The organism is Providencia sp. 2023EL-00965 (assembly GCF_033550225.1).
GTDB classification, from domain to species: Bacteria; Pseudomonadota; Gammaproteobacteria; order Enterobacterales; family Enterobacteriaceae; genus Providencia; species Providencia manganoxydans.
Map to the genome: position 1 here is coordinate 233,001 of NZ_JAWUEH010000003.1, position 23,422 is coordinate 256,422.

General features: G+C 41.6%; 20 protein-coding genes. 9 read left to right on the forward strand and 11 right to left on the reverse strand.

Going from position 1 to position 23,422, the window contains the following annotated elements; all coding sequences use genetic code 11:
• Positions 1–373: 373 nt before the first annotated feature.
• On the reverse strand, positions 374–583 hold the full coding sequence (locus tag SC428_RS06235) for a hypothetical protein (protein ID WP_070928858.1): 210 nt from the start codon (positions 581–583) through the stop codon (positions 374–376).
• A gap of 396 nt (positions 584–979) precedes the next feature.
• On the reverse strand, positions 980–2,359 hold the full coding sequence (gene tolC, locus SC428_RS06240; RefSeq protein WP_070928857.1) for an outer membrane channel protein TolC: 1,380 nt from the start codon (positions 2,357–2,359) through the stop codon (positions 980–982).
• A gap of 455 nt (positions 2,360–2,814) precedes the next feature.
• On the opposite strand from tolC, the gene nudF reads away from it, so the two are divergent.
• The 7 genes from nudF (at position 2,815) to ftsP (ending at position 11,893) form a co-directional block, all read left to right on the forward strand.
• The gene (nudF, locus tag SC428_RS06245; protein ID WP_140185866.1) at positions 2,815–3,453 is read left to right on the forward strand and encodes an ADP-ribose diphosphatase; all 639 of its coding nucleotides are present in this window, start codon (positions 2,815–2,817) and stop codon (positions 3,451–3,453) included.
• Between the two features lie 119 nt (positions 3,454–3,572).
• Positions 3,573–4,412 (forward strand): 3',5'-cyclic-AMP phosphodiesterase, encoded by an 840-nt coding sequence (gene cpdA / locus SC428_RS06250; RefSeq protein WP_070928856.1) that lies wholly within the window; start codon positions 3,573–3,575, stop codon positions 4,410–4,412.
• On the forward strand, positions 4,412–4,999 hold the full coding sequence (yqiA, locus tag SC428_RS06255) for an esterase YqiA (RefSeq protein WP_140180407.1): 588 nt from the start codon (positions 4,412–4,414) through the stop codon (positions 4,997–4,999). Before cpdA ends, yqiA begins: the two co-directional genes overlap by 1 nt.
• Before the next feature lie 96 nt (positions 5,000–5,095).
• Entirely contained in the window at positions 5,096–6,991 is a 1,896-nt protein-coding gene (gene parE / locus SC428_RS06260) for a DNA topoisomerase IV subunit B (RefSeq protein ID WP_070928855.1), read from the forward strand.
• 39 nt (positions 6,992–7,030) lie between these two features.
• The gene (parC, locus tag SC428_RS06265) at positions 7,031–9,289 is read left to right on the forward strand and encodes a DNA topoisomerase IV subunit A (protein ID WP_318706394.1); all 2,259 of its coding nucleotides are present in this window, start codon (positions 7,031–7,033) and stop codon (positions 9,287–9,289) included.
• 54 nt (positions 9,290–9,343) lie between these two features.
• A complete protein-coding gene (locus SC428_RS06270; protein WP_070928853.1) occupies positions 9,344–10,078 on the forward strand; it encodes a 1-acylglycerol-3-phosphate O-acyltransferase in 735 nt (244 codons plus the stop codon).
• Between the two features lie 402 nt (positions 10,079–10,480).
• Positions 10,481–11,893: a cell division protein FtsP gene (gene ftsP, locus SC428_RS06275; protein ID WP_070928852.1), complete on the forward strand. Its 1,413-nt coding sequence runs from the start codon at positions 10,481–10,483 to the stop codon at positions 11,891–11,893.
• A 113-nt stretch (positions 11,894–12,006) separates the two neighbouring features.
• Here ftsP and SC428_RS06280 read toward each other — a convergent pair whose 3' ends face one another.
• Together SC428_RS06280 and SC428_RS06285 are read right to left on the reverse strand one after the other, a co-directional pair.
• Positions 12,007–12,600, reverse strand: a complete 594-nt coding sequence (locus tag SC428_RS06280; protein ID WP_257644768.1) for a hypothetical protein — start codon at positions 12,598–12,600, stop codon at positions 12,007–12,009.
• A 342-nt stretch (positions 12,601–12,942) separates the two neighbouring features.
• A complete protein-coding gene (locus SC428_RS06285; RefSeq protein ID WP_140180413.1) occupies positions 12,943–13,557 on the reverse strand; it encodes a LysE family translocator in 615 nt (204 codons plus the stop codon).
• A gap of 287 nt (positions 13,558–13,844) precedes the next feature.
• Between SC428_RS06285 and folA the strand changes: the two genes are divergently transcribed.
• On the forward strand, positions 13,845–14,348 hold the full coding sequence (gene folA / locus SC428_RS06290) for a type 3 dihydrofolate reductase (RefSeq protein ID WP_070928850.1): 504 nt from the start codon (positions 13,845–13,847) through the stop codon (positions 14,346–14,348).
• A 167-nt stretch (positions 14,349–14,515) separates the two neighbouring features.
• Here the strand turns inward: folA and apaH are convergent, their stop codons facing one another.
• From apaH to lptD, 6 genes are all read right to left on the reverse strand, one after another.
• Complete coding sequence (gene apaH / locus SC428_RS06295) at positions 14,516–15,343, reverse strand: bis(5'-nucleosyl)-tetraphosphatase (symmetrical) ApaH (RefSeq protein WP_272580672.1); 828 nt, start codon at positions 15,341–15,343, stop codon at positions 14,516–14,518.
• A 2-nt stretch (positions 15,344–15,345) separates the two neighbouring features.
• On the reverse strand, positions 15,346–15,723 hold the full coding sequence (apaG, locus tag SC428_RS06300) for a Co2+/Mg2+ efflux protein ApaG (RefSeq protein WP_070928848.1): 378 nt from the start codon (positions 15,721–15,723) through the stop codon (positions 15,346–15,348).
• Between the two features lie 19 nt (positions 15,724–15,742).
• Positions 15,743–16,552: a 16S rRNA (adenine(1518)-N(6)/adenine(1519)-N(6))-dimethyltransferase RsmA gene (rsmA, locus tag SC428_RS06305; protein ID WP_070928847.1), complete on the reverse strand. Its 810-nt coding sequence runs from the start codon at positions 16,550–16,552 to the stop codon at positions 15,743–15,745.
• Complete coding sequence (pdxA, locus tag SC428_RS06310; RefSeq protein WP_318706402.1) at positions 16,549–17,544, reverse strand: 4-hydroxythreonine-4-phosphate dehydrogenase PdxA; 996 nt, start codon at positions 17,542–17,544, stop codon at positions 16,549–16,551. Before pdxA ends, rsmA begins: the two co-directional genes overlap by 4 nt.
• Positions 17,525–18,844 (reverse strand): peptidylprolyl isomerase SurA, encoded by a 1,320-nt coding sequence (gene surA / locus SC428_RS06315; protein ID WP_318706404.1) that lies wholly within the window; start codon positions 18,842–18,844, stop codon positions 17,525–17,527. The genes pdxA and surA overlap by 20 nt, the downstream gene beginning before the upstream one ends.
• A gap of 235 nt (positions 18,845–19,079) precedes the next feature.
• Entirely contained in the window at positions 19,080–21,446 is a 2,367-nt protein-coding gene (gene lptD / locus SC428_RS06320; protein ID WP_318706490.1) for an LPS assembly protein LptD, read from the reverse strand.
• A gap of 180 nt (positions 21,447–21,626) precedes the next feature.
• Here lptD and djlA point away from each other — a divergent pair, with 180 nt between their 5' ends.
• Positions 21,627–22,442 carry a co-chaperone DjlA gene (gene djlA / locus SC428_RS06325; protein ID WP_070928844.1) on the forward strand — a complete coding sequence of 272 codons (816 nt, stop codon included), beginning with the start codon at positions 21,627–21,629 and terminating at the stop codon, positions 22,440–22,442.
• Positions 22,443–22,727: 285 nt separating this feature from the next.
• On the opposite strand, the gene rluA is transcribed toward djlA, so the two are convergent.
• Entirely contained in the window at positions 22,728–23,381 is a 654-nt protein-coding gene (gene rluA, locus SC428_RS06330) for a bifunctional tRNA pseudouridine(32) synthase/23S rRNA pseudouridine(746) synthase RluA (protein ID WP_070928843.1), read from the reverse strand.
• Between the last annotated feature and the right edge of the window lie 41 nt (positions 23,382–23,422).

Genomic DNA, 23,422 nt, shown 5'->3' on the forward strand with positions numbered 1-23,422 from the left:
TTGTGAATTTTCTACTAAAAGTGATGATGAGTAACTTATTTATTTGATAATAAATAATAATTTCTTTTTTATTTCAAATGGTTGTTGGTTGGGTGTTTTTTATGCATTAACCCGATATCTATAATCGGAATTAGCTGATTTTGCTAAGATAAATATCAGTAAGACAAAGCTAATTAAATTTATAGAATAAAATAGTTATTTATAGGCGTCTTTTCTATTTAGTCATCAGTTTAAAGGGATTTAATGATATCAAAAACAGCGGGTTATTTAGATAAACTGACCTAGATATTTAGATATAAATAAGATGATTGGCAAAGAGAGTAAGTTTGCTACGCAAGAGAGCAATAAACATCTATTGCGTAGCAATTATGCATTATGGTCTTGGTGGTGTTTTTACTTTATGTTTTTTTGGCGCTTTCTTCTTTTTTGGTGGTGGAGTCGGTTTTTTATTTTTATGTACTTTAGCGGCGTGAGCCGATGGTTTTACCGCTTGATGATGTGCTGGTGGCGCAGCTTGCGCAGTTGCAGTTAAAGCAGGTAAAACAAGAGCAGTACATAATGCCAGCAGGATCATTTTTTTCATGAGAGTTCCATTTTTATACTCTAAATAATTTGAGGTGCAGCTAGGCGACAAGTGAATGAGTCGCTAAGAGCATAGAAAACTAGATGACTGGCGCAAGTGAGCGACGTCAACAGCGCTGCAATTTGAAGTATAACGAATATAGATCAATTACAGGCGCTAGCTTTATATCACCGGTAAATGAGTAAAGAAAAATGACTTTGCATTCACTGACGCAAACCTCATAATTTATTCTTAATCTTTGCATAACTATTTAATATTAAAGTGATTAATATATTTTGTTTATTAATTTGAATGTAGATAATAATGATATTATTGGTTTAAGAGGATTTTACTGAGGAAAGGGTTTTAAATAAAAGAAAGGGAGGCTTATTTATAAGCCCCCCCTTAAATTGCCAATTATTTAATTTTTGGCGCTTCGATATTACGGATGATGCTGCTAGAGGCTGTAGATACTTCTTTACCTAGGCTAGCATTTAAACGTGCGATATCTTCTTCGTTGAGGGTACCGCGAGCAAACTCAATATTGAGCTGATTAATCATATAATCATATCGAGCATTAGATAGGTTTTGTTTCGCCTGATATAACGCTGTTGTTGCCGTTAATACGTCAACGATAGTACGAGTTCCGACTTGATAGCCTGCTTCCATCGCATCTAATGAGCTTTGTGCAGAAACCACAACTTGTTTATAAGCATTGATACTGCTGATAGAAGAAGAGACGTTATTGTAAGAAGAACGTACTAATTGGATCACATTACGGTAGACGCTTTCAAGTTGCTCGCTTGCACCTTGAAAACCGTATTGCGCCTGTTCGACCTGTGAACTTACCGCACCGCCACTATACAGTGGTAAGCTTAATGTTAAGCCAACACTATTTTGACCAGTGTAACTATTACGATCAGTGGTTGGTGGAAGAGAGCTACCATGGTTGTGGCTATTAGTGACGCTCGTTGCAGCATCTAAGCTAACCGTCGGCATGTGGCCAGTTTCTGCTAAACGGATATTTTCGCGAGAAACATCTTGCGCTAAACGAGCACTCAGTAAGCTAAGATTACGCTCTTCAGCTTCTTTTAGGATCGCTTCAACCTGATCAGGATTGACAGTTTTAAAACGATCAATATTCAATGATGCTAATTGGTTATAGTAAACACCGCTGACTTGACGCAGCTTTTCAACCGCATTTTCTAAATCATTACGACCTGCAACTTCTTGCGCTAAAACACTATCATAGTTAGCACGGGCGTTTTGTACGTCAGTGATTGCCACTAAGCCAACATTAAAACGTTGAGTCGTTTGATCTAATTGACGATAAACAGCTTCTTTGTTTGCTTCGATATAAGACAGCGCATCAATCGCTTTCAATACATTGAAGTAAGCAGTAGCGGTATCCAAAATCAGTTGTTGCTGGCTAGTCTGATAAGTGACATCAGAGATACCTGCGGTTTTTTCTTGGACGTTCAATTGACGCCATTTTGACATGTCAAAGACCGTCTGAGTCAATTTCAACGAGGCATTTAGGCCATTACTTTCAGTATTACTTGCATCGCGGTAACCGCTACCATAAGTTACGCCAGCACCTAAACCTAATTGTGGTAACAATGGGCTACGGGCTTCGTTAATTTTTTCAAAAGCTTGGTTGCGCTCTGCCAGCGATTTTCTTAAATCAGGGTTGCTCTCTTTCGATTTTTGGTAAACCTGAAGGAGATCTTCTGCGTAGCTATTTGTACTGAGACCCACAAAACTCATCGCAATAAAAAGGGGAAGCAGTTTCTTCATTTGGATTCCTTGATTAAACAACAAATAGGTGGAGTCTGTTACCTATATGCTCATCATAATTCAAGTTACAGTGCTATTGCCTATGTTCACTTACGCGCGTCACATACTTTTGTATGCTCCTAGCGACTCGTTGACTTATTGCCTCGCTGTACCTTGAATTATTTAGAGCATAGCCCATCTGAGATTAAGACGGATAATAGGGCAATTACAGTAACCTATGTCAAAATAAATCATTAGCACTAAAAACAGTTATCAAAAATAGACTCTGTTGTTGCCCATCGATTTAAATAATGACGCGTATTGTAACAGAATATCGGTTGTGTTAACGGTAGCGTTTTGTGCCATTTCGTCTCAATTTGTTTAAACATTAACTCATCTCAGAGCAAAAAACCTTAAAAACTGTCTTATTCCACAATTTTTCCTTAATATGGAAATCATCAGTTTAGGAGACTGTTATGACAAATAACGCAAAACAACCATTTAAATACAATAAAAATGATGTTGAAATTATATCTAAGCGTAAATTATTTAACGGTTTTTTTCAAATGGTGGAATACCGTTTTCGCCATCGATTATTTGAAGGCGGTTGGAGCCAAGAAATTACTCGTGAAGTTTTTGAACGCGGGCACGCAGGGGTTATTTTGCCCTATGATCCCAGTACCGATCAGGTCGTATTGATCGAGCAAATTAGATTACCGGCGATCGAAACCAGTGAAACACCATGGCTACTTGAAGCCATCGCTGGGATGATCGAGCCAAATGAAACGGTTGAAAATGTTATTCATCGTGAGGCTGATGAAGAGGCGGGTTTAAAAATAGGCCGTACAGAAAAAGCCTTGAGCTACCTCTCTAGCCCAGGGGGGACATCAGAACGTATGTATGTCTATGTCGGAGAAGTGGATAGCACTCAGGCATCAGGGATCCACGGTTTGAAATCAGAAAATGAGGATATCCGAGTTCATGTGGTCAGTCGTGATCAGGCTTATCAGTGGGTTGAGCAAGGGATCATTGATAATGCAGCAACCGTAATTGTGCTGCAATGGTTGCAACTAAATTATAAAAAACTGCAACAAAAATGGGTGAAACAGTCTTAAATAATCATTAATCTAATGAAGTGTGTGCTATTTAGCAGATATTGGCCAACGACTAACGCTAGAATAGCGGTGTTTTTTTCTTTAGTGCTATTCATCTTTAATTGGAACAAGGAAAACTTTTGGACAGCCAGCTCGAAGTGACTGCTCGGAACGCGAAGGTAGTCAGAATTTTACAAATTACTGATACGCATCTCTTTGCTGATACAGCGAATACCCTATTGGGGATTAACACGCACCAAAGCTATCACGCTGTCCTTGATGCTATCTTACAACAAAATTTGCCTATTGATTTAATTGTCGCTACAGGGGATTTGGTTCAAGATCAATCGCCACAAGCTTATCAACACTTTGCTCAGGGTATTGAATTAATACCAGCGCCTTGCGTTTGGCTGCCGGGCAACCACGATTACCAACCTGCGATGGTTAATTCTTTAAAACTTGCAGGCATTTCTTGCGCTAAAGAAATTCTTATTGGTAGCGAATGGCAAATTTTGATGCTAGATAGTCAGCTACAAGATGTCCCACATGGCGAACTGTCTGAGCAGCAACTTGAGTGGATGAAAAAATGCTTAGATAGTCAACCGCAGCGAACAACGTTGATCATGCTGCATCATCATCCCTTACCATCGGGTTGTACATGGCTCGATCAACATAGCTTACGTAACTCCCATATGCTGGCTGAATATTTAAAAGGCTATCCACAAGTTAAGGCTATGCTTTGTGGTCATATTCATCAAGAAATGGATGAATATTGGAATGGAATTCGGTTACTAGCCACGCCATCTACTTGTGTTCAGTTTAAACCGCACTGTACAAATTTTGAATTAGATACGGTTGCGCCGGGTTGGCGTTATCTTGAATTAACGGTTGATGAACACGGTGATCGGCAAGTGAGTACACAAGTTTATCGTTTGAATACTCAAAAGTTTAGCCCTGATCTGGATTCGGATGGTTATTAATGGCGACGCTGCTCTATATTCATGGTTTTAACAGTTCACCTTTATCTGCAAAAGCTAATGGATTAAAACAGTGGGTCAAAGAACACTATCCACATATTAATATGGTGGTGCCGCAGTTGCCTTGCTATCCACAGCAGGCCGCTGTAATGTTAGAAGACATTATTGTACAGCATCAAGACGAGCCGATAGGGTTGGTAGGATCATCACTTGGTGGCTATTTTTCTATTTGGTTTTCACAGCGTTTTCAGTTGCCTGCGGTGGTTGTTAACCCAGCCGTGCGCCCGTTTGATCTGTTGCAAGATTACTTGGGTGAAAACACCAATCCATATACTGATGAAAAATATTTTCTTGAACCAAAACATATGCATGAGCTGAAAGCTTTGCATCTACCACAAATAACATCCCCTGATTTGATTTGGTTGTTACAGCAGGAAGGTGATGAAGTTCTTGATTATCGTCAGGCCGTTTCTTATTTGGCAAAATGCAAACAAACGGTTGAACCGTGTGGCAACCATGCATTCGTTGGTTTCGAAGCTTACTTTCCTCAGATAATCCATTTCCTGAGATTGGCAGAAGAAATGAAATAATGCCAAAACCCATGTACACTGTTATTATCAACAGTAAATCACGGATTGAACGATTCAATTTGTTCAATTAATCACCTATTACCGCAGAATGACAACATGACTCAATCTAGTTATAACGCAGAGGCCATTGAAGTCCTCAGTGGTTTGGAACCTGTTCGCCGCCGTCCTGGTATGTATACAGACACCAGTCGGCCGAACCATTTAGCACAAGAAGTTATTGATAACAGCGTCGATGAAGCACTCGCAGGCCATGCAGGGCATATTGAGGTTATTTTACACCCAGATCACTCCCTTGAGGTGGTTGATGATGGGCGAGGAATGCCTGTTGATATTCACCCTGAAATGAAAGTGTCTGCGGTGGAGCTGATATTAGGGCAATTGCACGCGGGTGGTAAGTTTTCCAATAAAAACTATCAATTCTCTGGTGGTTTACATGGTGTAGGTATTTCCGTTGTTAATGCTTTATCTAAACGTATTGAAGTTACTGTGCGCCGTGATGGGCAAATTTACCAAATAGCTTTTGAAAATGGCGATAAAGTCGAAGATCTCCATGTGATTGGTACCTGTGGTAAGCGCAATACGGGAACCAGTGTGCATTTTTGGCCTGATGAAAGCTATTTTGATAATCCACGCTTTTCGGTCTCTCGGTTGGCCCATAACTTAAAAGCGAAAGCGGTTTTATGTCCTGGCGTGAAAATCACGTTTAAGGATCAACTCAATAATACTGAGCAAAGCTGGTGCTATACTGATGGGTTAACCGATTATTTGATGGAAGCGGTTAACGGTTTAGAACTGTTACCAGAGCAACCTTTTACGGGGGAGTTTTCTGGCGATACCGAAGCTGCTGAGTGGGCGCTGTTATGGTTACCTGAAGGCGGAGAACTGCTCACTGAAAGTTATGTTAACTTGATCCCAACAGCACAGGGTGGTACCCATGTTAATGGTCTACGCCAAGGGTTACTTGATGCGATGCGTGAGTTCTGTGAATTCCGCAATATTTTGCCTCGTGGGGTAAAATTATCTGCTGATGATATCTGGGAGCGCTGTGCTTATGTGCTGTCAGTTAAAATGCAAGACCCACAATTTGCAGGTCAAACCAAAGAACGTCTATCTTCTCGGCAGTGTGCCGCTTTCGTTTCTGGTGTCATTAAAGATGCTTTCAGCCTATGGTTAAACCAAAACGTCCAAGTTGCTGAACAGCTTGCTGAGATGGCAATTGCCAGTGCCCAGCGTCGTATGCGTGCCGCTAAAAAAGTGGTGCGTAAAAAACTGACTAGCGGCCCAGCTTTACCCGGGAAATTAGCCGATTGTAGCTCGCAAGATCTGAGTATGACTGAGTTATTTTTGGTGGAAGGGGATTCTGCTGGTGGCTCTGCAAAGCAGGCTCGTGACCGTGAATATCAGGCAATCATGCCTCTGCGCGGTAAAATTCTTAATACTTGGGAGGTTTCTTCCGATGAGGTGCTAGCCTCACAGGAAGTACATGATATCTCTGTTGCAATTGGTATGGATCCGGATAGTGAAGATCTTAGCCAGCTGCGTTATGGGAAGATCTGTATCCTTGCCGATGCTGACTCTGATGGGTTGCATATTGCCACGTTATTATGTGCATTATTTGTGCGCCATTTCCCTGCATTAGTGAAGGCAGGACATGTTTATATGGCGATGCCACCACTCTATCGCATTGATTTAGGGAAAGAGACTTTCTATGCGTTGGATGAAGGCGAAAAGAATGCCGTACTTGAAAGGCTCAGTCGTAAAAGAGGCAAACCAAACGTGCAACGTTTTAAAGGGTTGGGTGAGATGAACCCAATTCAGTTACGTGAAACCACGTTGGATCCGAATACACGCCGTCTTGTGCAGTTAACTATTGATGATGAAAACTACCAAGAAACGTTAGCGGTTATGGATATGCTTTTAGCGAAGAAACGCTCAGAAGATCGCCGTAATTGGCTGCAAGAAAAAGGCGATATGGCTGAAATTGAAGTTTAGTCTTCATCACGCGATCAAAAACAGTAAGGAATGTATTGAATGAGTGAAATTACTCATGACGGCGTAGAGCGCTTACCCCTCCACGCCTTTACTGAGAGTGCCTATCTTAACTATTCGATGTACGTCATCATGGATAGGGCGTTACCGTTTATTGGTGATGGGCTAAAGCCTGTCCAGCGTCGTATTGTTTATGCAATGTCCGAATTAGGCTTAAGCAATACCGCGAAGTATAAAAAATCGGCGAGAACTGTGGGTGATGTGCTAGGTAAATATCACCCACATGGTGATAGCGCATGTTATGAAGCTATGGTCTTGATGGCTCAGCCGTTTTCTTATCGTTATCCATTGGTTGACGGTCAAGGGAACTGGGGGGCACCTGATGATCCTAAATCCTTTGCTGCGATGCGTTATACCGAATCGCGGTTATCAAAGTATGCTGAAGTTTTATTGAGTGAGCTTGCTCATGGAACGGTGGATTGGATCCCTAACTTTGATGGCACATTAAATGAACCCAAAATGTTGCCAGCACGTTTGCCGAATATTTTGCTGAATGGAACAACAGGTATCGCTGTTGGGATGGCAACGGATATTCCTCCACACAATGCGCGTGAAGTGGCTCAAGCTCTCGTGGCTTTGTTGGAGAAACCGACGTTATCACTTGATGATATTATGGCATATGTACCGGGGCCTGATTACCCAACTGAAGCAGAAATTATTTCTTCGAAGGATGATATTCGTAAAATTTATCAAAATGGTCGCGGTTCTGTACGTATGCGTGCCGTTTGGGAAAAAGAAGACGGAAATGCGGTGATCACTGCACTGCCTCATCAAGTGTCTGGTGCAAAAGTGTTAGAGCAAATCGCCAGCCAGATGCGAGCGAAAAAATTGCCAATGGTTGATGATTTGCGCGATGAATCAGATCACGAAAATCCAACTCGTTTAGTGATTGTACCGCGTAGTAATCGTGTTGATCTCGAACAAGTGATGACGCATTTGTTTGCAACAACAGATCTTGAGAAAAGTTACCGTGTTAACTTAAACATGATTGGCCTTGATAACCGTCCGGCAGTGAAAGGGTTAGTTGAAATACTCAATGAATGGATCGTTTATCGTCGCCAAACTGTGCGTAATCGCCTTAATCACCGCTTAGAAAAAGTCTTAAGACGTTTGCATATTCTAGATGGTTTATTAATTGCTTATCTTAATATTGATGAAGTGATTGAAATCATCCGTACTGAAGATGAGCCTAAGCCTGTGTTGATGGAACGTTTTGCTATCACCGATACGCAAGCTGAAGCCATCTTAGAGCTAAAATTACGTCACTTAGCAAAACTCGAAGAAATGAAAATTCGTGGCGAGCAAGACGAATTAGCGAAAGAACGTGATGAGTTACAAGGTATTTTAGGCTCTGAGCGTAAACTGAATAACTTGATCAAAAAAGAAATTCAGGCAGATGCGAAAGCATATGGCGATGATCGTCGTTCACCACTGCATGAACGTGAAGAAGCTAAGGCATTGAGTGAACATGAAATTTTACCTTCAGAGCCTATCACTGTTGTGTTGTCTGAAATGGGGTGGGTGCGCAGTGCTAAAGGTCATGATATCGAGCCATCGAATCTGAATTATAAGGCCGGTGATAATTTCAAAGGTGCTGCTCGTGGTAAGACAAACCAACCAGCGGTGTTCCTTGATACCACTGGGCGTAGCTACTCGGTTGATCCATTAGAATTACCTTCTGCACGTAGCCAAGGAGAGCCACTGACAGGTCGTCTGTCATTGCCACAGGGAGCGACTGTTGAGCATGTATTGATGGCTCAAGATGAGCAAAAATACTTGATGGCCTCAGATGCAGGTTATGGTTTTATTTGTACATTTAATGATTTAGTAACGAAAAATAAAACCGGTAAAGCTCTGATTAACTTGCCTGATAATGCCAAAATCTTAGCGCCGATAGAGCTTAATAATGAGCAGGAAGACATGTTACTAGCCATTACTAAGGCTGGGCGCATGTTGATGTTCCCTGTTTCTGATTTACCTCAGCTATCGAAAGGGAAAGGCAATAAAATTATCAATATCACCGGCGCACAAGCGGCTAGTGGTGAAGACTTATTGGTTTGGTTATTAGTGCTACCAGCTCAATCTTCAATCACGTTATATTTCGGTAAACGGAAGCTTAAATTTAAGGCTGAAGAGTTGCAGAAATACCGTGCAGAGCGCGGGCGTCGAGGTACCTCATTACCTCGAGGGTTACATAATATTGAACGTATTGAAGTTGAACCTGCTGATACAGCACAGTAATTAATTGATAATAGGTAGCAAAACTACCTATTTTTAGACGGAACAGAGGTCACTATGTTAGCGCTTATTCGTACCATTATTGTGATTATTTATACGATATTGGTGTGTGTTGGTGGGGCGATTTATTGTTTATTTAGCCCACGTAATCCAAAACATGTGATGACATTTGGTCACATGTTTGGCCGCTTATCGGTCGTATTTGGTATTAAAATTGTTAATCGTGTTCCTGAGAAAGCGAAGAAATATGGACCGAGTATCTATATTGGGAACCATCAAAATAATTATGATATGGTAACAATGTCAAATGGTGTTGTACCAAGAACGGTAACTGTGGGTAAAAAAAGCTTAGTGTTGATCCCTTTTTTCGGTTTTCTGTATTGGATCACCGGAAATATTTTAATCGACAGGGCTAACCGTTCTAAAGCACATAACACGATTTCACAAGTTGCCGATCAAATAAAAAAACATCAAATTTCAGTGTGGATGTTCCCTGAAGGAACGCGTAGTCGTGGGCGTGGATTATTACCTTTCAAAACAGGGGCATTTCATGCAGCAATCGCCGCTGGTGTACCTATCGTACCTGTTTGTGTTTCGAGTACGCAAGGGCGAATTAAACTGAATCGTTGGAATAATGGTCACGTTATTATTGAGATGTTAGAGCCAATAGACACTAAAAATTATTCACGCGATCAAGTCAGAGAGCTCGCGCAACATTGCCATGATCTAATGGAAGCAAAGATCAAAGAACTTGATGCGGAAGTTGCTGAAATGGATAAGCAAAAGAATTAATATTTTTTACCTCTATTGATACTCTAAATAATTCGAGGTGCAGCGAGGCAACAAGCGAACGACGTCAACAACGCTGCAACTTGAAGTATGACGAGTGTATCCCCCATTTTTAGCGAAAGTGAATGAATGGGGGAGATCCTGCTATTTACCTGTCTAATATTGTTCAGCGCTGTCATTTTTGACTATTAAATTTTGTTTATCGGCATAGATATTTTTAGGGTTTACTCTGATTTCGCGATATTATTACACCTAAAATTTGCCATTTTGTACTCTAAATAATTCGAGGCGTTACGATTATCACTAGGTAACGTGCTGCGACTTAGAACATGACAAATATATTGGCTTTTATTAAGCAACTCTAATAATAACAAACGCTGCTGTTTTTAATGTAGTGGAGAATTTATGTCATTCAGTCGGTGCCGATCCCTGCTTATTGCTGGGTTGGCTTTATGTTTGGTAAATACACCGAACAGTGCTCTAGCAAGTGGTAACGGTAAAACACCACTTCCAGTTCCACCATTATTAGAATCCCGATCTGGCCAGCCGTTATTTTTGACGTTACAAAAAATACATTGGTCTTTTGATGGAAAATACTCTGCGGATGTTTGGGGGGTTAATGGCTCCTACCCGGGCCCGACAGTGAAAGTCAAGAATGGTGATGATATCAAATTAATCTATAGTAATAGATTACCCGATCCTGTTTCTATGACGATTAGTGGCTTACAAGTACCGGGTACTCAGATGGGAGGAGCTGCAAGGCTTATTTCTTCAGGTGCGGACTGGTCACCGGTGATCCCCATTCGTCAGCCAGCAGCAACCCTTTGGTACCATGCCAATACTGAAGGAAAAATGGGCTCGCAAATCTACAATGGTTTATTAGGAATGTGGATCATTGAAGATGATTCGACCAAAAATCTCAGGTTGCCAAAACACTATGGTGTTGATGACTTCCCTGTCATTATCCAAGATAAACGTTTAGATAATTTTGGTGTGCCTGAATATCAAGCCAATGAAGACGGTTTTTTAGGGGATACGTTAATTGTAAATGGCGTTCAAGACCCGTATGTTGAAGTCTCTCGTGGCTGGATCCGTCTGCGTTTATTGAATGCATCCAACTCCCGACGTTATGTGATGAAAATTAGTGATGGGCGACCATTTGCGATGATAGCGTCAGATCAAGGGTTATTAACTGCACCAGTGAGTATTCCTGAACTCTCATTGGCTCCCGGTGAACGTCGTGAAGTCTTGATTGATATGGCGAAAACGGAAGAGGTCACCATTACGGCGGGCGAATCCGCTTCCTTTATAGATAGAATGAAGAGTTTATTCGAGCCATCATCAACTTTGATATCAACTAACGTGTTGACGATCAGAGCGACAGGACTTATGTCATTGGTGACCGATGACCTACCGACTCAGTTAGTGGAAGACAAAACGCAAATTACTTCCTCTATCCGTAATCGCGATATTCATTTGAATGAGCCGTATGGGATCAATAATGCGACGAAAGATACCCGTCGTATTGATTTATCTAGCCAGCAAGGAGCTTGGGAACGCTGGGCTGTAACCAGTAATGTGCCGCAATCTTTTCATATTGAAGGGGTACGTTTCAAGGTGATTAATCGTAATGGTCAGCAGACTCCAGCGGAGGATTTTGGTTGGAAAGATACGGTTTGGGTCGATGGAAAAACTGAATTGCTCGTGCAAATGATGCAGCCATCTTATGATCACTTCCCATTTTTGTTCTATAGCCACAATTTAGAGAAGGCGGATTTAGGATCGGTGGGGCAATTGGTTGTTGCGCCAGAAGATTAAGTTCATGGTATGACAGGTTCATTTATGAAGGTGGCTATCTATTAAGGATGATTAAAGATAGCCACCTAGAAGCATCGATTAGTTGAGAGAGCCAATCCGTATCTGAAAAAAATTTAGTTTGGAATGAAATCTATCAGACTACTCTCTTCAAACAAAGGGGCGTGTTCAAGGCTAGTAATAAAAATAGGAAATGAGTCATAATCTACAGGTAAGACACCCATTTTATAATTATATTCAGCCATAACTTTTTGTAATAAACTAAATTTATTAGCAAAATAGTCAGTTGAGCTATCAAATTGTTGGTTATCTAATTCACTGGTCTCAATGTATTTATTCATTCTAGCGTGTACTTCGTGAGTTTCAAATGAAGGACTCATTTTATTCAGACGTTGTGCTAAAAACGAACTTAGTTGATCATCATCCTCTTCTCCACGCCAGTCAATATCAATAACGACATTGTTTGCATAACAGAAAATATCAAAAAGTAATCGTAGTTTATCTTCTTCTTCTTGATCCTCATCGAAAATATCTTCTAGTGCAGAATAGTTAGAGTATTTGTCATCTTCTAATAATTCATCTGGGTGGTTAATTGCTTTTTGTAACATGGATTGCCACTCAGCTTGTTCTGCTGTTGTTAACAAAATAGTAGAGAGCTTATTTATTTCATTCAGTTCATTTTCATCGTAAAAGGAAGTGTTTTCACTCATAATAAGTCCTATATTTGGATTTTAATCTTATTTGATTGTGATTATATAGTAATGGTAGTGTTTTATATAGTGTTAACAATGGTGCTAGTTTAAATGAGAGCTTACATTTAATGAGCTGAACTATGGTGAATGATTAGGGGGAAGTAGTGGCTTATAATAAGTGAAACACTGTATCTGTATAATGATCAAAATGTCCTTTTGGTTACTGGAGAAGAACGTAGAAGGTTACAATGTAGAGTGTGATGACGTTTATGACTTTGATCCGTATTGACTACCATGAGCGTTTAGGCAACACGGATTTCTGATTTATTGACTATGTATTCTCTCGTTGGGGAATAGAAATTAGCTTAATGCAACGCGGATCCCAAAAGCGACTAGGACGACCCCCAGTACTTTATCCACATATTTTTGCACTTTTGCTAAGCCTTTTCTAACGGGGGCACTTTGGATTAAGCAAACCAATAATGGCCAGTAAATAGCGGCTAATCCCCAAATAATAAAGGCAATCCACAGCTTTTCACCAAAAGTTGAATCAACACTCAATACTTGAGTAAATACGGCGAGAAAGAATAACGTCGCCTTTGGGTTAAGTACGTTGCATAAGAACCCTTGCATAAAGGCTTTTTTAAATGTGACGACTTCGTGCTGGGTGTGGTTTAAATCAATTTGTTGCCCTTTGTTTGGCATTAAGCTTTTTATACCAATCCAAATCAAATAGGCTGCACCTGCATATTTCAAAATATTAAATAGCCAAGGTGTTGTTGTGATAAGTACTGCTAATCCTGCAACACAGTAGGACATATGCAAGGCAACGGCACTAATCACTCCCATTGCTGTCATAAGAGCGGCAGAGCGCTGGTAACGAGCCGCATTTTTGATAATCAGAAAGAAATCAGGCCCTGGAGATAACATACCTAGTGTCGCAATGGTTGCGATAAGTATTGAGGTTTCGTACATTATTGTCCTTACTCGTTATACTTCAAGTTTGAAATAGGGTGGTTATATTTATGTGTTGTGTGCCCGTCAAAATTATTCACAACATAAAACTTTTTGTCTAGCGGGAAGAGCTAGTTAGTTAATGTATCTAAAGCTAATTGTTTTTAAATGTTATTTTTAGTCGGTTTGCTCACTATATGAGTATAAATTAATAATCGCTTTTTAAGGAAGATTAAATTTAGTCGACGAAGCTTTTCTCTTTACGTATAGTGAGCACAAAATTGTATATTAGCCTCTAAGGTGACTAGATGAATATTAGTTTAATCGCAGCGATGGCGATTGACCAAGTTATCGGTATGGAAAAATCGATGCCTTGGAATTTACCAGGTGATTTAGCATGGTTTAAACGTAATACGTTAAATAAACCAGTCATAATGGGACGGGTGACTTATGAGTCAATTGGACGTCCGCTTCCACAGCGAGTAAATATTGTTTTAAGTAGTAGACCTGGCACAGATAATGATGTTATCTGGGTTTCTTCTGTTGAAGAAGCTTTAGCAGCAGCGAAACAGGTACGGGATGACGCTGATGATCATGAAGTGATCGTGATTGGTGGCGGTAAGGTTTATCAACAGTTTTTACCTCTAGCAAGCAAGCTATATTTAACGCATGTTGATGCTGAAGTGATTGGTGATACTCATTTCCCAATCTATGAACCTGATGAATGGGATTCAGTATTTACAGAATATCACGAGGCAGATGAAAATAATTCCCATGGTTATTGTTTCGAAATATTAACCAAAAGAATTTAATCTTAATAAAAATTAAGAACGGAGCAACTTGCTCCGTTTTTTATTATCAGCCTAGGATGTTATCGCTTTAAATTGTAATTAAAAAAATGAACTTAATGGAGTTAATTATTTTTATTACTTTTAAATAAGGCGTTTTAATATAAGTTTATCGACCTAACAAACATAAATTAATCTTTATGGCGCTTTTGTCGTGATTTCTGATGATAATATTGCTTAGATTCCCAATGAAATAACGTTAGGTTTCCTCCCCAGCAGCAACCTGTATCTAATCCATAGACATTTTCAGGTGTATATTTTCCTTCTAGCGAAGCCCAGTGACCAAAAAAGATAGCATAGCCATCAGGTAATTGGTTAGGTAGGGCAAACCAAGGTTTTAACGGAGAAGGCGCTTTGGCTGGACTCTCTTTGCAAATCATATCGAGTTGACCATGGGGAAAGCAATAACGCATACGGGTTAATGCATTAGTGCTAAAGCGTAGTCTTGGCAGCCCCATTAAGCTCTCAGACCAATTATTGGGCATATCACCATACATGGCATCAATGAATAATGGGTAAGCATCACTAGAGAGAACTGATTCAACTTCTCGTGCACACATGCGAGCTGTATCCAGATCCCACTGTGGGGTCACTCCTGCATGGGCCATGATGATTTTCTTTTCTTCATCAACTTGCAGTAGTGGCTGGCGTCGCAGCCAATTAATTAATTCGTCTGCATCGGGAGCATTGAGTAACTCATCAAGATGATCTTTAGGTTTATTGCGACTGATTTTGCAGTAAATACCCAAAAGATGCAGATCGTGGTTACCGAGTACTAAACGTACAGATGAACCAAGGCTTTTAACATAACGAAGCACTTGTAATGATTCAGGGCCGCGGGCAACAAGATCACCCGTGAGCCATAATGTGTCTTTTTCAGGTTCAAAATTAACTTGTTCTAGCAACGCACGCAATTCGTAATAACAACCGTGTACATCACCAATAAGATATGTAGACATAATTAATTAATCAAAGTAGGTAAAGCAAGGCGGAATGCAGGGATATCAACATGAAAGTGTTCCCCTCGGCCGTTTAGCATGACGTAATAGCCTTCCATTGTTCCCATCGGGGTTTCTAAGATAGCGCCACTTGTATAACGATAGACGGATCCCGGTTGGATAATAGGTTGTTCGCCAACGACGCCTTCACCTTGCACTTCAGTTTTATGACCATCACTGTTAGTGATGAGCCAATAACGGCTCATTAACTGAATGGCTTCTCTACCTAAGTTTCGAATAGATATGGTATAAGCAAAAACATACCGATTTATCTCAGGTTGAGACTGGCTGACAATATAGACACTCTGTACTTGGATGCTCACATTCGGTTCGTTAAGCATAGTGCCTCCTTTTCAACTCTTATTTAGGCAAATTTGCTAAGAAGTTTGCCATTTTACAATAAGCTGCAACGGATATATTTTCAGCGCGAGTGCCAGGATCGATACCAAGCTCTGTCAGCTGTTCAACACTAAGTAAATCACCAAGGCTATTGCGGATGGTTTTACGGCGTTGGTTAAATGCTTGCGTCGTAATACGGCTGAGCATTTTGATATCTTCTAGCTGATAAGGGTTCTCGCGATGAGGGATAAGTCTAACAACGGCTGAATCAACTTTCGGTGGTGGAGCAAAAGCCGTTGGTGGGACTTCGAGAACAGGAACCACTTGGCAATAATATTGTGCCATAACACTTAAACGGCCATAAGCTTTACTGCCGGGCCCTGCGACTAAGCGATTGACGACTTCTTTTTGCAGCATGAAGTTCATATCTGCAATTGAATTAGTGAACGTAAACAGATGAAACATTAATGGCGTTGAAATGTTATAAGGCAAGTTGCCAAAAACACGCAAAGGTTGACCCGCCTGTTTAGCTAGTTCACCGAAATCCACCGTCATCGCATCTTGCTGGATAATAGTGAGCTTATCTTTCAACTGAGGATGAACATGCAAGCGTGCAGCGAGATCGCGGTCGAGCTCGACAACCGTCATTTTGTCCATTCTACTACCAACGGGTTCGGTTAATGCACCGAGGCCTGGGCCAATCTCTACGATGGCTTGGCCAGGCTGCGGATGCATTGCATCAACAATACTGTCGATAATAAATTGGTCAGTTAAAAAGTTCTGCCCGAAACGTTTGCGGGCAAGATGCCCTTGGTGGACTCGATTATTCATGAATTCTTATATGTCATTTGGATAGCTAACTTCAATGCGGTAATAAAGCTTCCCGCATCAGCACGACCCGTACCAGCTAACTCTAGCGCAGTGCCATGGTCAACAGAAGTACGGATGAAAGGCAGACCTAACGTAATGTTCACGGCTCTACCAAAACCTTGGTATTTTAACACAGGAAGACCCTGATCGTGATACATTGCAAGCACGGCATCTGCATCATCTAAATATTTGGGTTGAAATAGGGTATCGGCAGGCAATGGTCCAACCAAATTAATCCCTTCAGCACGCAGGTTTTCAAGAGCAGGGATGATAGTATCAATTTCTTCCATTCCCATATGACCACCTTCACCTGCATGTGGATTTAAGCCACATACATAGATATTGGGTGAATCAATGCCAAACTTAGTACGTAAATCATGATTTAAGATGGTAATGACTTCACGTAAGCTTTGTTGGGTGATCGCCGCAGAAACATCTTTCAATGGCAAATGGGTGGTTGCTAACGCAACGCGTAGTTCTTCAGTTGCCAACATCATGACGACGCGCTGGCAATGGCTTCTATCTGCAAAGAACTCAGTGTGTCCACTGAATGGAACACCTGCGTCATTAATGACACCTTTATGTACCGGTCCGGTCACAAGCGCAGAAAATTCACCGTTTAAACAGCCATCACATGCTCTTGCTAAGGTCTCAGTGACATAGCTGCCATTATCAACGTTTAAAACACCTGCCTTAACAGAAGCATTTAAGGTAACAGGGAGAATAGAGAGACTTCCCGGCTCTTGAGCGTCGTGTCCGCTATCTGGCGCATAGGTTTTTAATGATAGAGGGAGATTCAGCTGTTTAGCGCGTGTAAGGAGCAATTCAGGATCAGCGCAAACAACCAGCTCTACAGGCCAAAACTCTTGAGCGAGCTGGATTAGGAGGTCTGGACCTACCCCGGCAGGCTCGCCGGGGGTGATCACAATGGGTTTATTGAGATTTTTCGTCATTAGATTGGTTATCACGTCCATCGATGACATTCACGTATGCCGCAGCGCGTTGTTCTTGGGTCCAACTTTGTGCTTCTTCGTTGAACTTACGGTTGAACAATAAACGATAAGCTTGATCTTTTTGTGCCGCATCAGTTTTATCGACATTACGCGTGTCTTCTAACTGAATTAAGTGCCAGCCGAAGTTGGAACGAACAGGTTGGCTGATTTCACCTTTATTCAATTTCATTAGTGCATCACGGAAAGCGGGATCATAAACATCAGGCATGTTCCAACCTAGCTCTCCACCTTTGAGTGCGCTACCCGGATCTTCAGAAAGTTCTTTCGCGGCATCTTCAAATGATGTTTTGCCATTACGGATATCTTGTGAAACTTGAACCAATTTTTGTCTTGCTTGGTTATCATCCATAATGGGGGATGATTTCAACAGAATATGACGCGCTTTGACTTCAGTGACTGAAATGGTTTTATTGGCGCTATCGATGTCGTTAACACGTAGAATGTGGTAACCGACGCCAGAGCGGATTGGGCCAACAATGTCATCTTTTTTCGCATTTTTCAGTTGTTCAGCGAATACAACAGGAAGCTCTTGTAGACGAGACCAACCCATGTTGCCGCCTTTTAGCGCTTGTGGATCTGCTGAGTAGGCGATAGCCAGTTTGCCAAAGTTACCGCCTTTTTTCAGCTCATCCATAATTTTTGTAACAATAGCATCTGCTTGTTGTAGCTGCTCTTGCGTTGGATTTTCTGGCAATGGAATAAGTATGTGGCTTAAGTTGACGTTTGCTTCGTAGTCAGCTTGACTGCTGATTTGTTTTGCCAGTGATTCAACTTCTTGCGGCAAAATCGTCACACGACGGCGAACTTCGTTATTACGTACTTCAGCGATCAGCATTTCTTTACGGATTTCGCTACGATATTTTGCCATATCGATGCCATCCGCTTTTAAACGCGCTTGCATTTGTTCATAGGTTAAACCATTTTGACGTGCAATATCCGCAATTGTTGAGTTAACAGCTTCTTCAGGGATATTGATTTGCATTTGGTTAGCCATCTGTAACATGATGTTATCAGTAATCAAACGCTCAAGGATCTGATGACGGAGTGTTTGGTCATCAGGCACTTGTTGCCCTGCATTGCGTGCATTCAATTTTACCGTGTTCAGCATATTCTGGACGTCACTTTCCAGCACAACTCCGTTATTGACAACAGCAGCAACTTTATCCATTTGCTGTGGTGCAGCCAATGCTGTGGAGCTTGCAAACATCAGTCCCAGAATAAGCGTTTTCCAATTCTTCATAATGGTCCTATTTATTGATTTAGGTTCCGCCCAAGGCAGGTTAATCGTTCTTTTGTACTGCTGCTCTTGCTGATGTGAGAGAGCTAGCAGTACAAATAATTGTGTATATTCGTCATACTTCAAGATGCAGGTTTGTTGACTGCGCTATGCTCGCCGAGTCACATAGTTCATCTATGCTCCCCGTCTATCTTCGCTTGTGGCCTACCTGCATCTCGAATTATTTAGAGTAAATTTATCAGAAAGCACGCTGATAAGGCATGATACCTTGTTTCAGCATTTCCTGACTACCTAAACTATGATTGTTATTTAGGCCTCTAAGTTCCACATTGAATGACCATTTATTGTCATATTCGCTGTTGAATTTATCTTTTTCCCAGCCGACAATTTTGCGTTCGTAGCCAACATTAAACGCCCAACAGCAAGTATTGTATTGTAAACCAACCAGTTGGCTGGCGGATTGCTGCTGTTTCGTATCATAGTAGTAAGAGCCAACGAAGCCCCAACGTTCACTTAATGGCCAACTTAATACGGCGCCGACTTGTGATATACCTTGTTGGTATTCAGGTAGTGTATATGTGTAACCACCTGACTCATCACGGCGGAATGTGGCTTGAATATAGTCACGGTCAACAAAACGGTAGTTTAACTGTAACAAGCGATCGGCATCAATACGATACTCTGTAACCGCATTCCCCATGGTAACGTTACCTAAGCGACGATCGTATTGCAGACCTCCACGTATACCCCATTTATCATTGATGCGCCAGTAAGAATCTGTCGCCCACAGTAAGGAGCCAGTATTACTTTTATCATCAATTTGTAGGCTGGAGTTACCTGCGCGTGGACGCTCTAGATAATAAATTTGTCCTACGGAGAAGTTAAAGCGTTCAGTTAACGTTTCATCATAAACACGCGTTGTTACACCGGTGGTGAACTGATTTGCTGAAGCAACACGGTCAAGACCACTGTAGATGCGGTCACGGAATAAACCGTTGTAGTCTGATTGCAGCAGTGCGGAGTCGTAGTTATTGATGTTGTCCTGATCTTTATAAGGAATATACAGATACTGAACTCGCGGTTCTAATGTTTGAATAAAATCACTGCCTTCGAGTAGGTTACGTTCAAAGACAACTTTTGCATCACTTTTGAACATAGGTAGAACGCGGGTGACATTTTTTTCTAAGCTAGTGTTTTTATTCGTTTTAGGGATATCCTGATCATAATGCGTTGCCAGCAACTTGAAACTGTTGTTCATATTCGCCCAGCCGTTTGAGAGCGGTAAGCTCAGTTCTGGCTCGATATGCAGACGGGTCGCATCAGGGTTATTTTTGCCTACGCTAGTAAAGCGAGCAGCTTGAGCATAGGTATGTAAATCAAAGGCCCCTAAATTGTTTTTATAGTAGTTAAAATCTAACTGTGGCTCAGCTTTATAGGCACGGCGATTTGGATCATCGACAAAAATTTGGAATTGCTTATGCGTTAAAGTGGCATTCCAGTTTTCCGCAGAATAGCCAGTGCCAAATTTTTGCGTTGCATAGCCATCGGTGGTACTACCGTATTGGGAACTAAAGTCGGTAAAGTATTGGCGGTCACTGACCTTGGTGTAGTCAACATTAAAGTTCCAATGTTGGGCATAGGTGCCCGAATGACGCCAGTAGAATAACCAACGATCATCGCTCTCACGTGCATCACGTTTTTTACGATCTTTATCTTTAATATAGGCTCGGTCGTGGTTGATAAAGTCAAAGGCGAGTGTACCTGTGCCTGGTGCTATTAAATAACGGAACTCGTTATTCAGTTTAACACCACGGTGAGTCATAAACTGTGGTGTGATCGTCGCATCGTAGTTTGGTGCGATATTCCAATAATAAGGTAGAGAGAACTCTAACCCATCGTTATTAGAATAGCTTCCTGTTGGAATTAAGAAACCTGAACGACGCTTACTGCCAATAGGCAGTTGCATATATGGGCTATAGAACACAGGGACATTGCCAAGACGGAATCGAGCATGCCAGATCTCAGCAACTTCTTCTTCTCGGTCAATGATAACTTCAGAGCCTGCAACACTCCAACTGTCGTTACCCGGTAAACAGGTGGTAAAGGTACCGTTTTCCATAATGGAATAGCGGTTTTCACCACGCATTTTCATTTTTTTCGCGTCACCACGTCCCTGACGGCCCACCATCATGTAGTTACCATCATTAACATCAGTATTTTTATTATTCAAGTTAGACCAAGCTGAAGGGCCTTTGAGAATAATTTGTGGATCATCGTAATGTACGTTACCCGTCGCGGTGACCTCACGGATTGGATCAACACTATCAGGGTTGGTTTGCGTTAATTTTACATTGTCAGCAGTTAATGTTTGATTGCCTTGCTGAATGTCAACATCACCGCTGTATTCAACAAAGTTTGGATACTCGCCTTGAACATCCTCCGCAGTGATACGAATTGGCAAATCTTTGGGAGCGCCCTTAACCAGCGGTTTATCATAAACCGGGACGCCCAGCATACATTGTGCTGCAAGATCAGCATGTGCTTGCTGACTATAAATTGCCGCCCATACCATGGTGGCAAGTAGTGTTGGATAGCTTTTTTTCATCATTAAATATGCGGTTCCGTCGTAATTGGCATAGCCGGCAACGCTCAAAGACTAACTTAGCCAACCACATTGCGCCAGTATAATGTAAGAAACTTTACGCGCTTGTAGTTATGCACCGAGCAGAATGGGTAGTATGATAATGCAAAATTGCATTCTGAGCATTGAAGAATTGAGGGATATATGCACTATTGGGGTAAAATTATCGGTGTTGTACTGGCAATTGTCTCTGGTTTGGGCTTTTGGGGCGCACTGATTGGTTTAATTTTAGGCCATGGATTTGATAAAGCATCGGCTCAACGCAAATTTGCCGGTGGGATGAATAAACGTGATCGTCAGGCGATATTTTTTGCTAGTACATTCCAAATTTTGGGGCATTTAACCAAGTCAAAAGGCCGTGTAACCGAGACAGACATTCAGTTAGCGTCGAATTTGATGGATAGAATGCAACTGCACGGAGAAACGCGTAAAGCTGCTCAACAAGCGTTTAGAGAGGGGAAGGCACCTGATTTCCCATTACGTGATGTCCTTAAACAATTACGCATGGCGTGTTATGGCCGTTTTGACCTGATTCAGATGTTTCTGGAAATTCAATTACAGGCAGCATTTGCAGATGGCAACTTACATCCAAATGAAAGAAAAGTCCTGTTTATCATTGCCGAAGAATTAGGAATATCAAAAAGCCAATTTGAGCAATTCTTGGATATGATCCAAGGTGGTCGCCAATTTGGACAAGGTTATTCTCAGCAACAATCGGGTGGCTATTACCAACAATCAAGTGGGCCAACCCTTGAAGATGCTTGCAAAGTACTTGGTGTTTCAATTAATGATGAACCCACTAAGATTAAACGGGCCTATCGCAAACTTATGAGTGAGCACCACCCCGATAAGTTGATCGCTAAAGGGCTACCGCCTGAAATGATGGAGATTGCGAAGCAAAAAGCCCAATCAATCCAAGCGGCTTATGACCTAGTTAAACGCGAGCGCGGCTTCAAATAATTTTTCCTCGTCATATTTCATGCCGTAGCGTTGTTGGCTTCACTCAGTTACCCGAATCACATACTTATGTATGCTCATCGGGATAACTTTCGTTTGCCGCCTAGCTACAGCATGAACTATTTAGAGGAAACTCGAGTGATGCTTGGATAAAAAGCGAAAAGCGAAAAGCAAAAAGCAAAAAGCAAAAAGCAAAAAGCAAAAAGCAAAAAGCAAAAAGCAAAAAGCAAAAAACCTGACCATAGTATTGATGCTACTATGATCAGGCTTTTTTATTCAATTGAATGATTAAAAATCAGGCTGGCAAGTAAAATGCATTGGTGTGCCGTAGGCTGGGTGAGTGATGTATAGCTCTTGAGCATGTAGCTGTAAGCGAGGTGCGAGGGCTAGTGCTTGTTGGTGAGCGTAAAATCGATCTCCTAATATTGGATGGCCTATTGCTAACATATGCACGCGTAATTGATGTGAGCGGCCGGTGATTGGAGATAGCTTGACGCGGGTAGCTTGCTCTTCATATTCCAAAACCAGATACTCTGTTTGTGCTGATTTACCCGTTTCGAAGCAGACCTTCTGTTTTGGGCGATTAGGCCAGTCGCAGATAAGTGGTAAGTCAACCAATCCTTCTGATTTTTCTAAATGACCCCAAACGCGGGCAATATAGTGCTTCTTAGGCTCTCTATCACGAAATTGACGCTTTAATTCACGCTCTGCGGGTTTGTTAAGAGCGACTACCATTACGCCACTGGTGGCCATATCTAAGCGATGCACAGATTCAGCATTTGGATGATCGCGTTGTATGCGGCTCATAATGCTGTCATGGTGCTCAGGTGCTTTGCCGGGAACGGACAGTAACCCACTCGGTTTATTGACCGCGATGATGTGTTCATCTTGATATAGAATGTGTAACCATGGGTCAATTGGGGGATGGTAGGGTTCCATCATGAGAAATCGCGCTCCTGAAAAATAAATTCTCCCTCGATTGA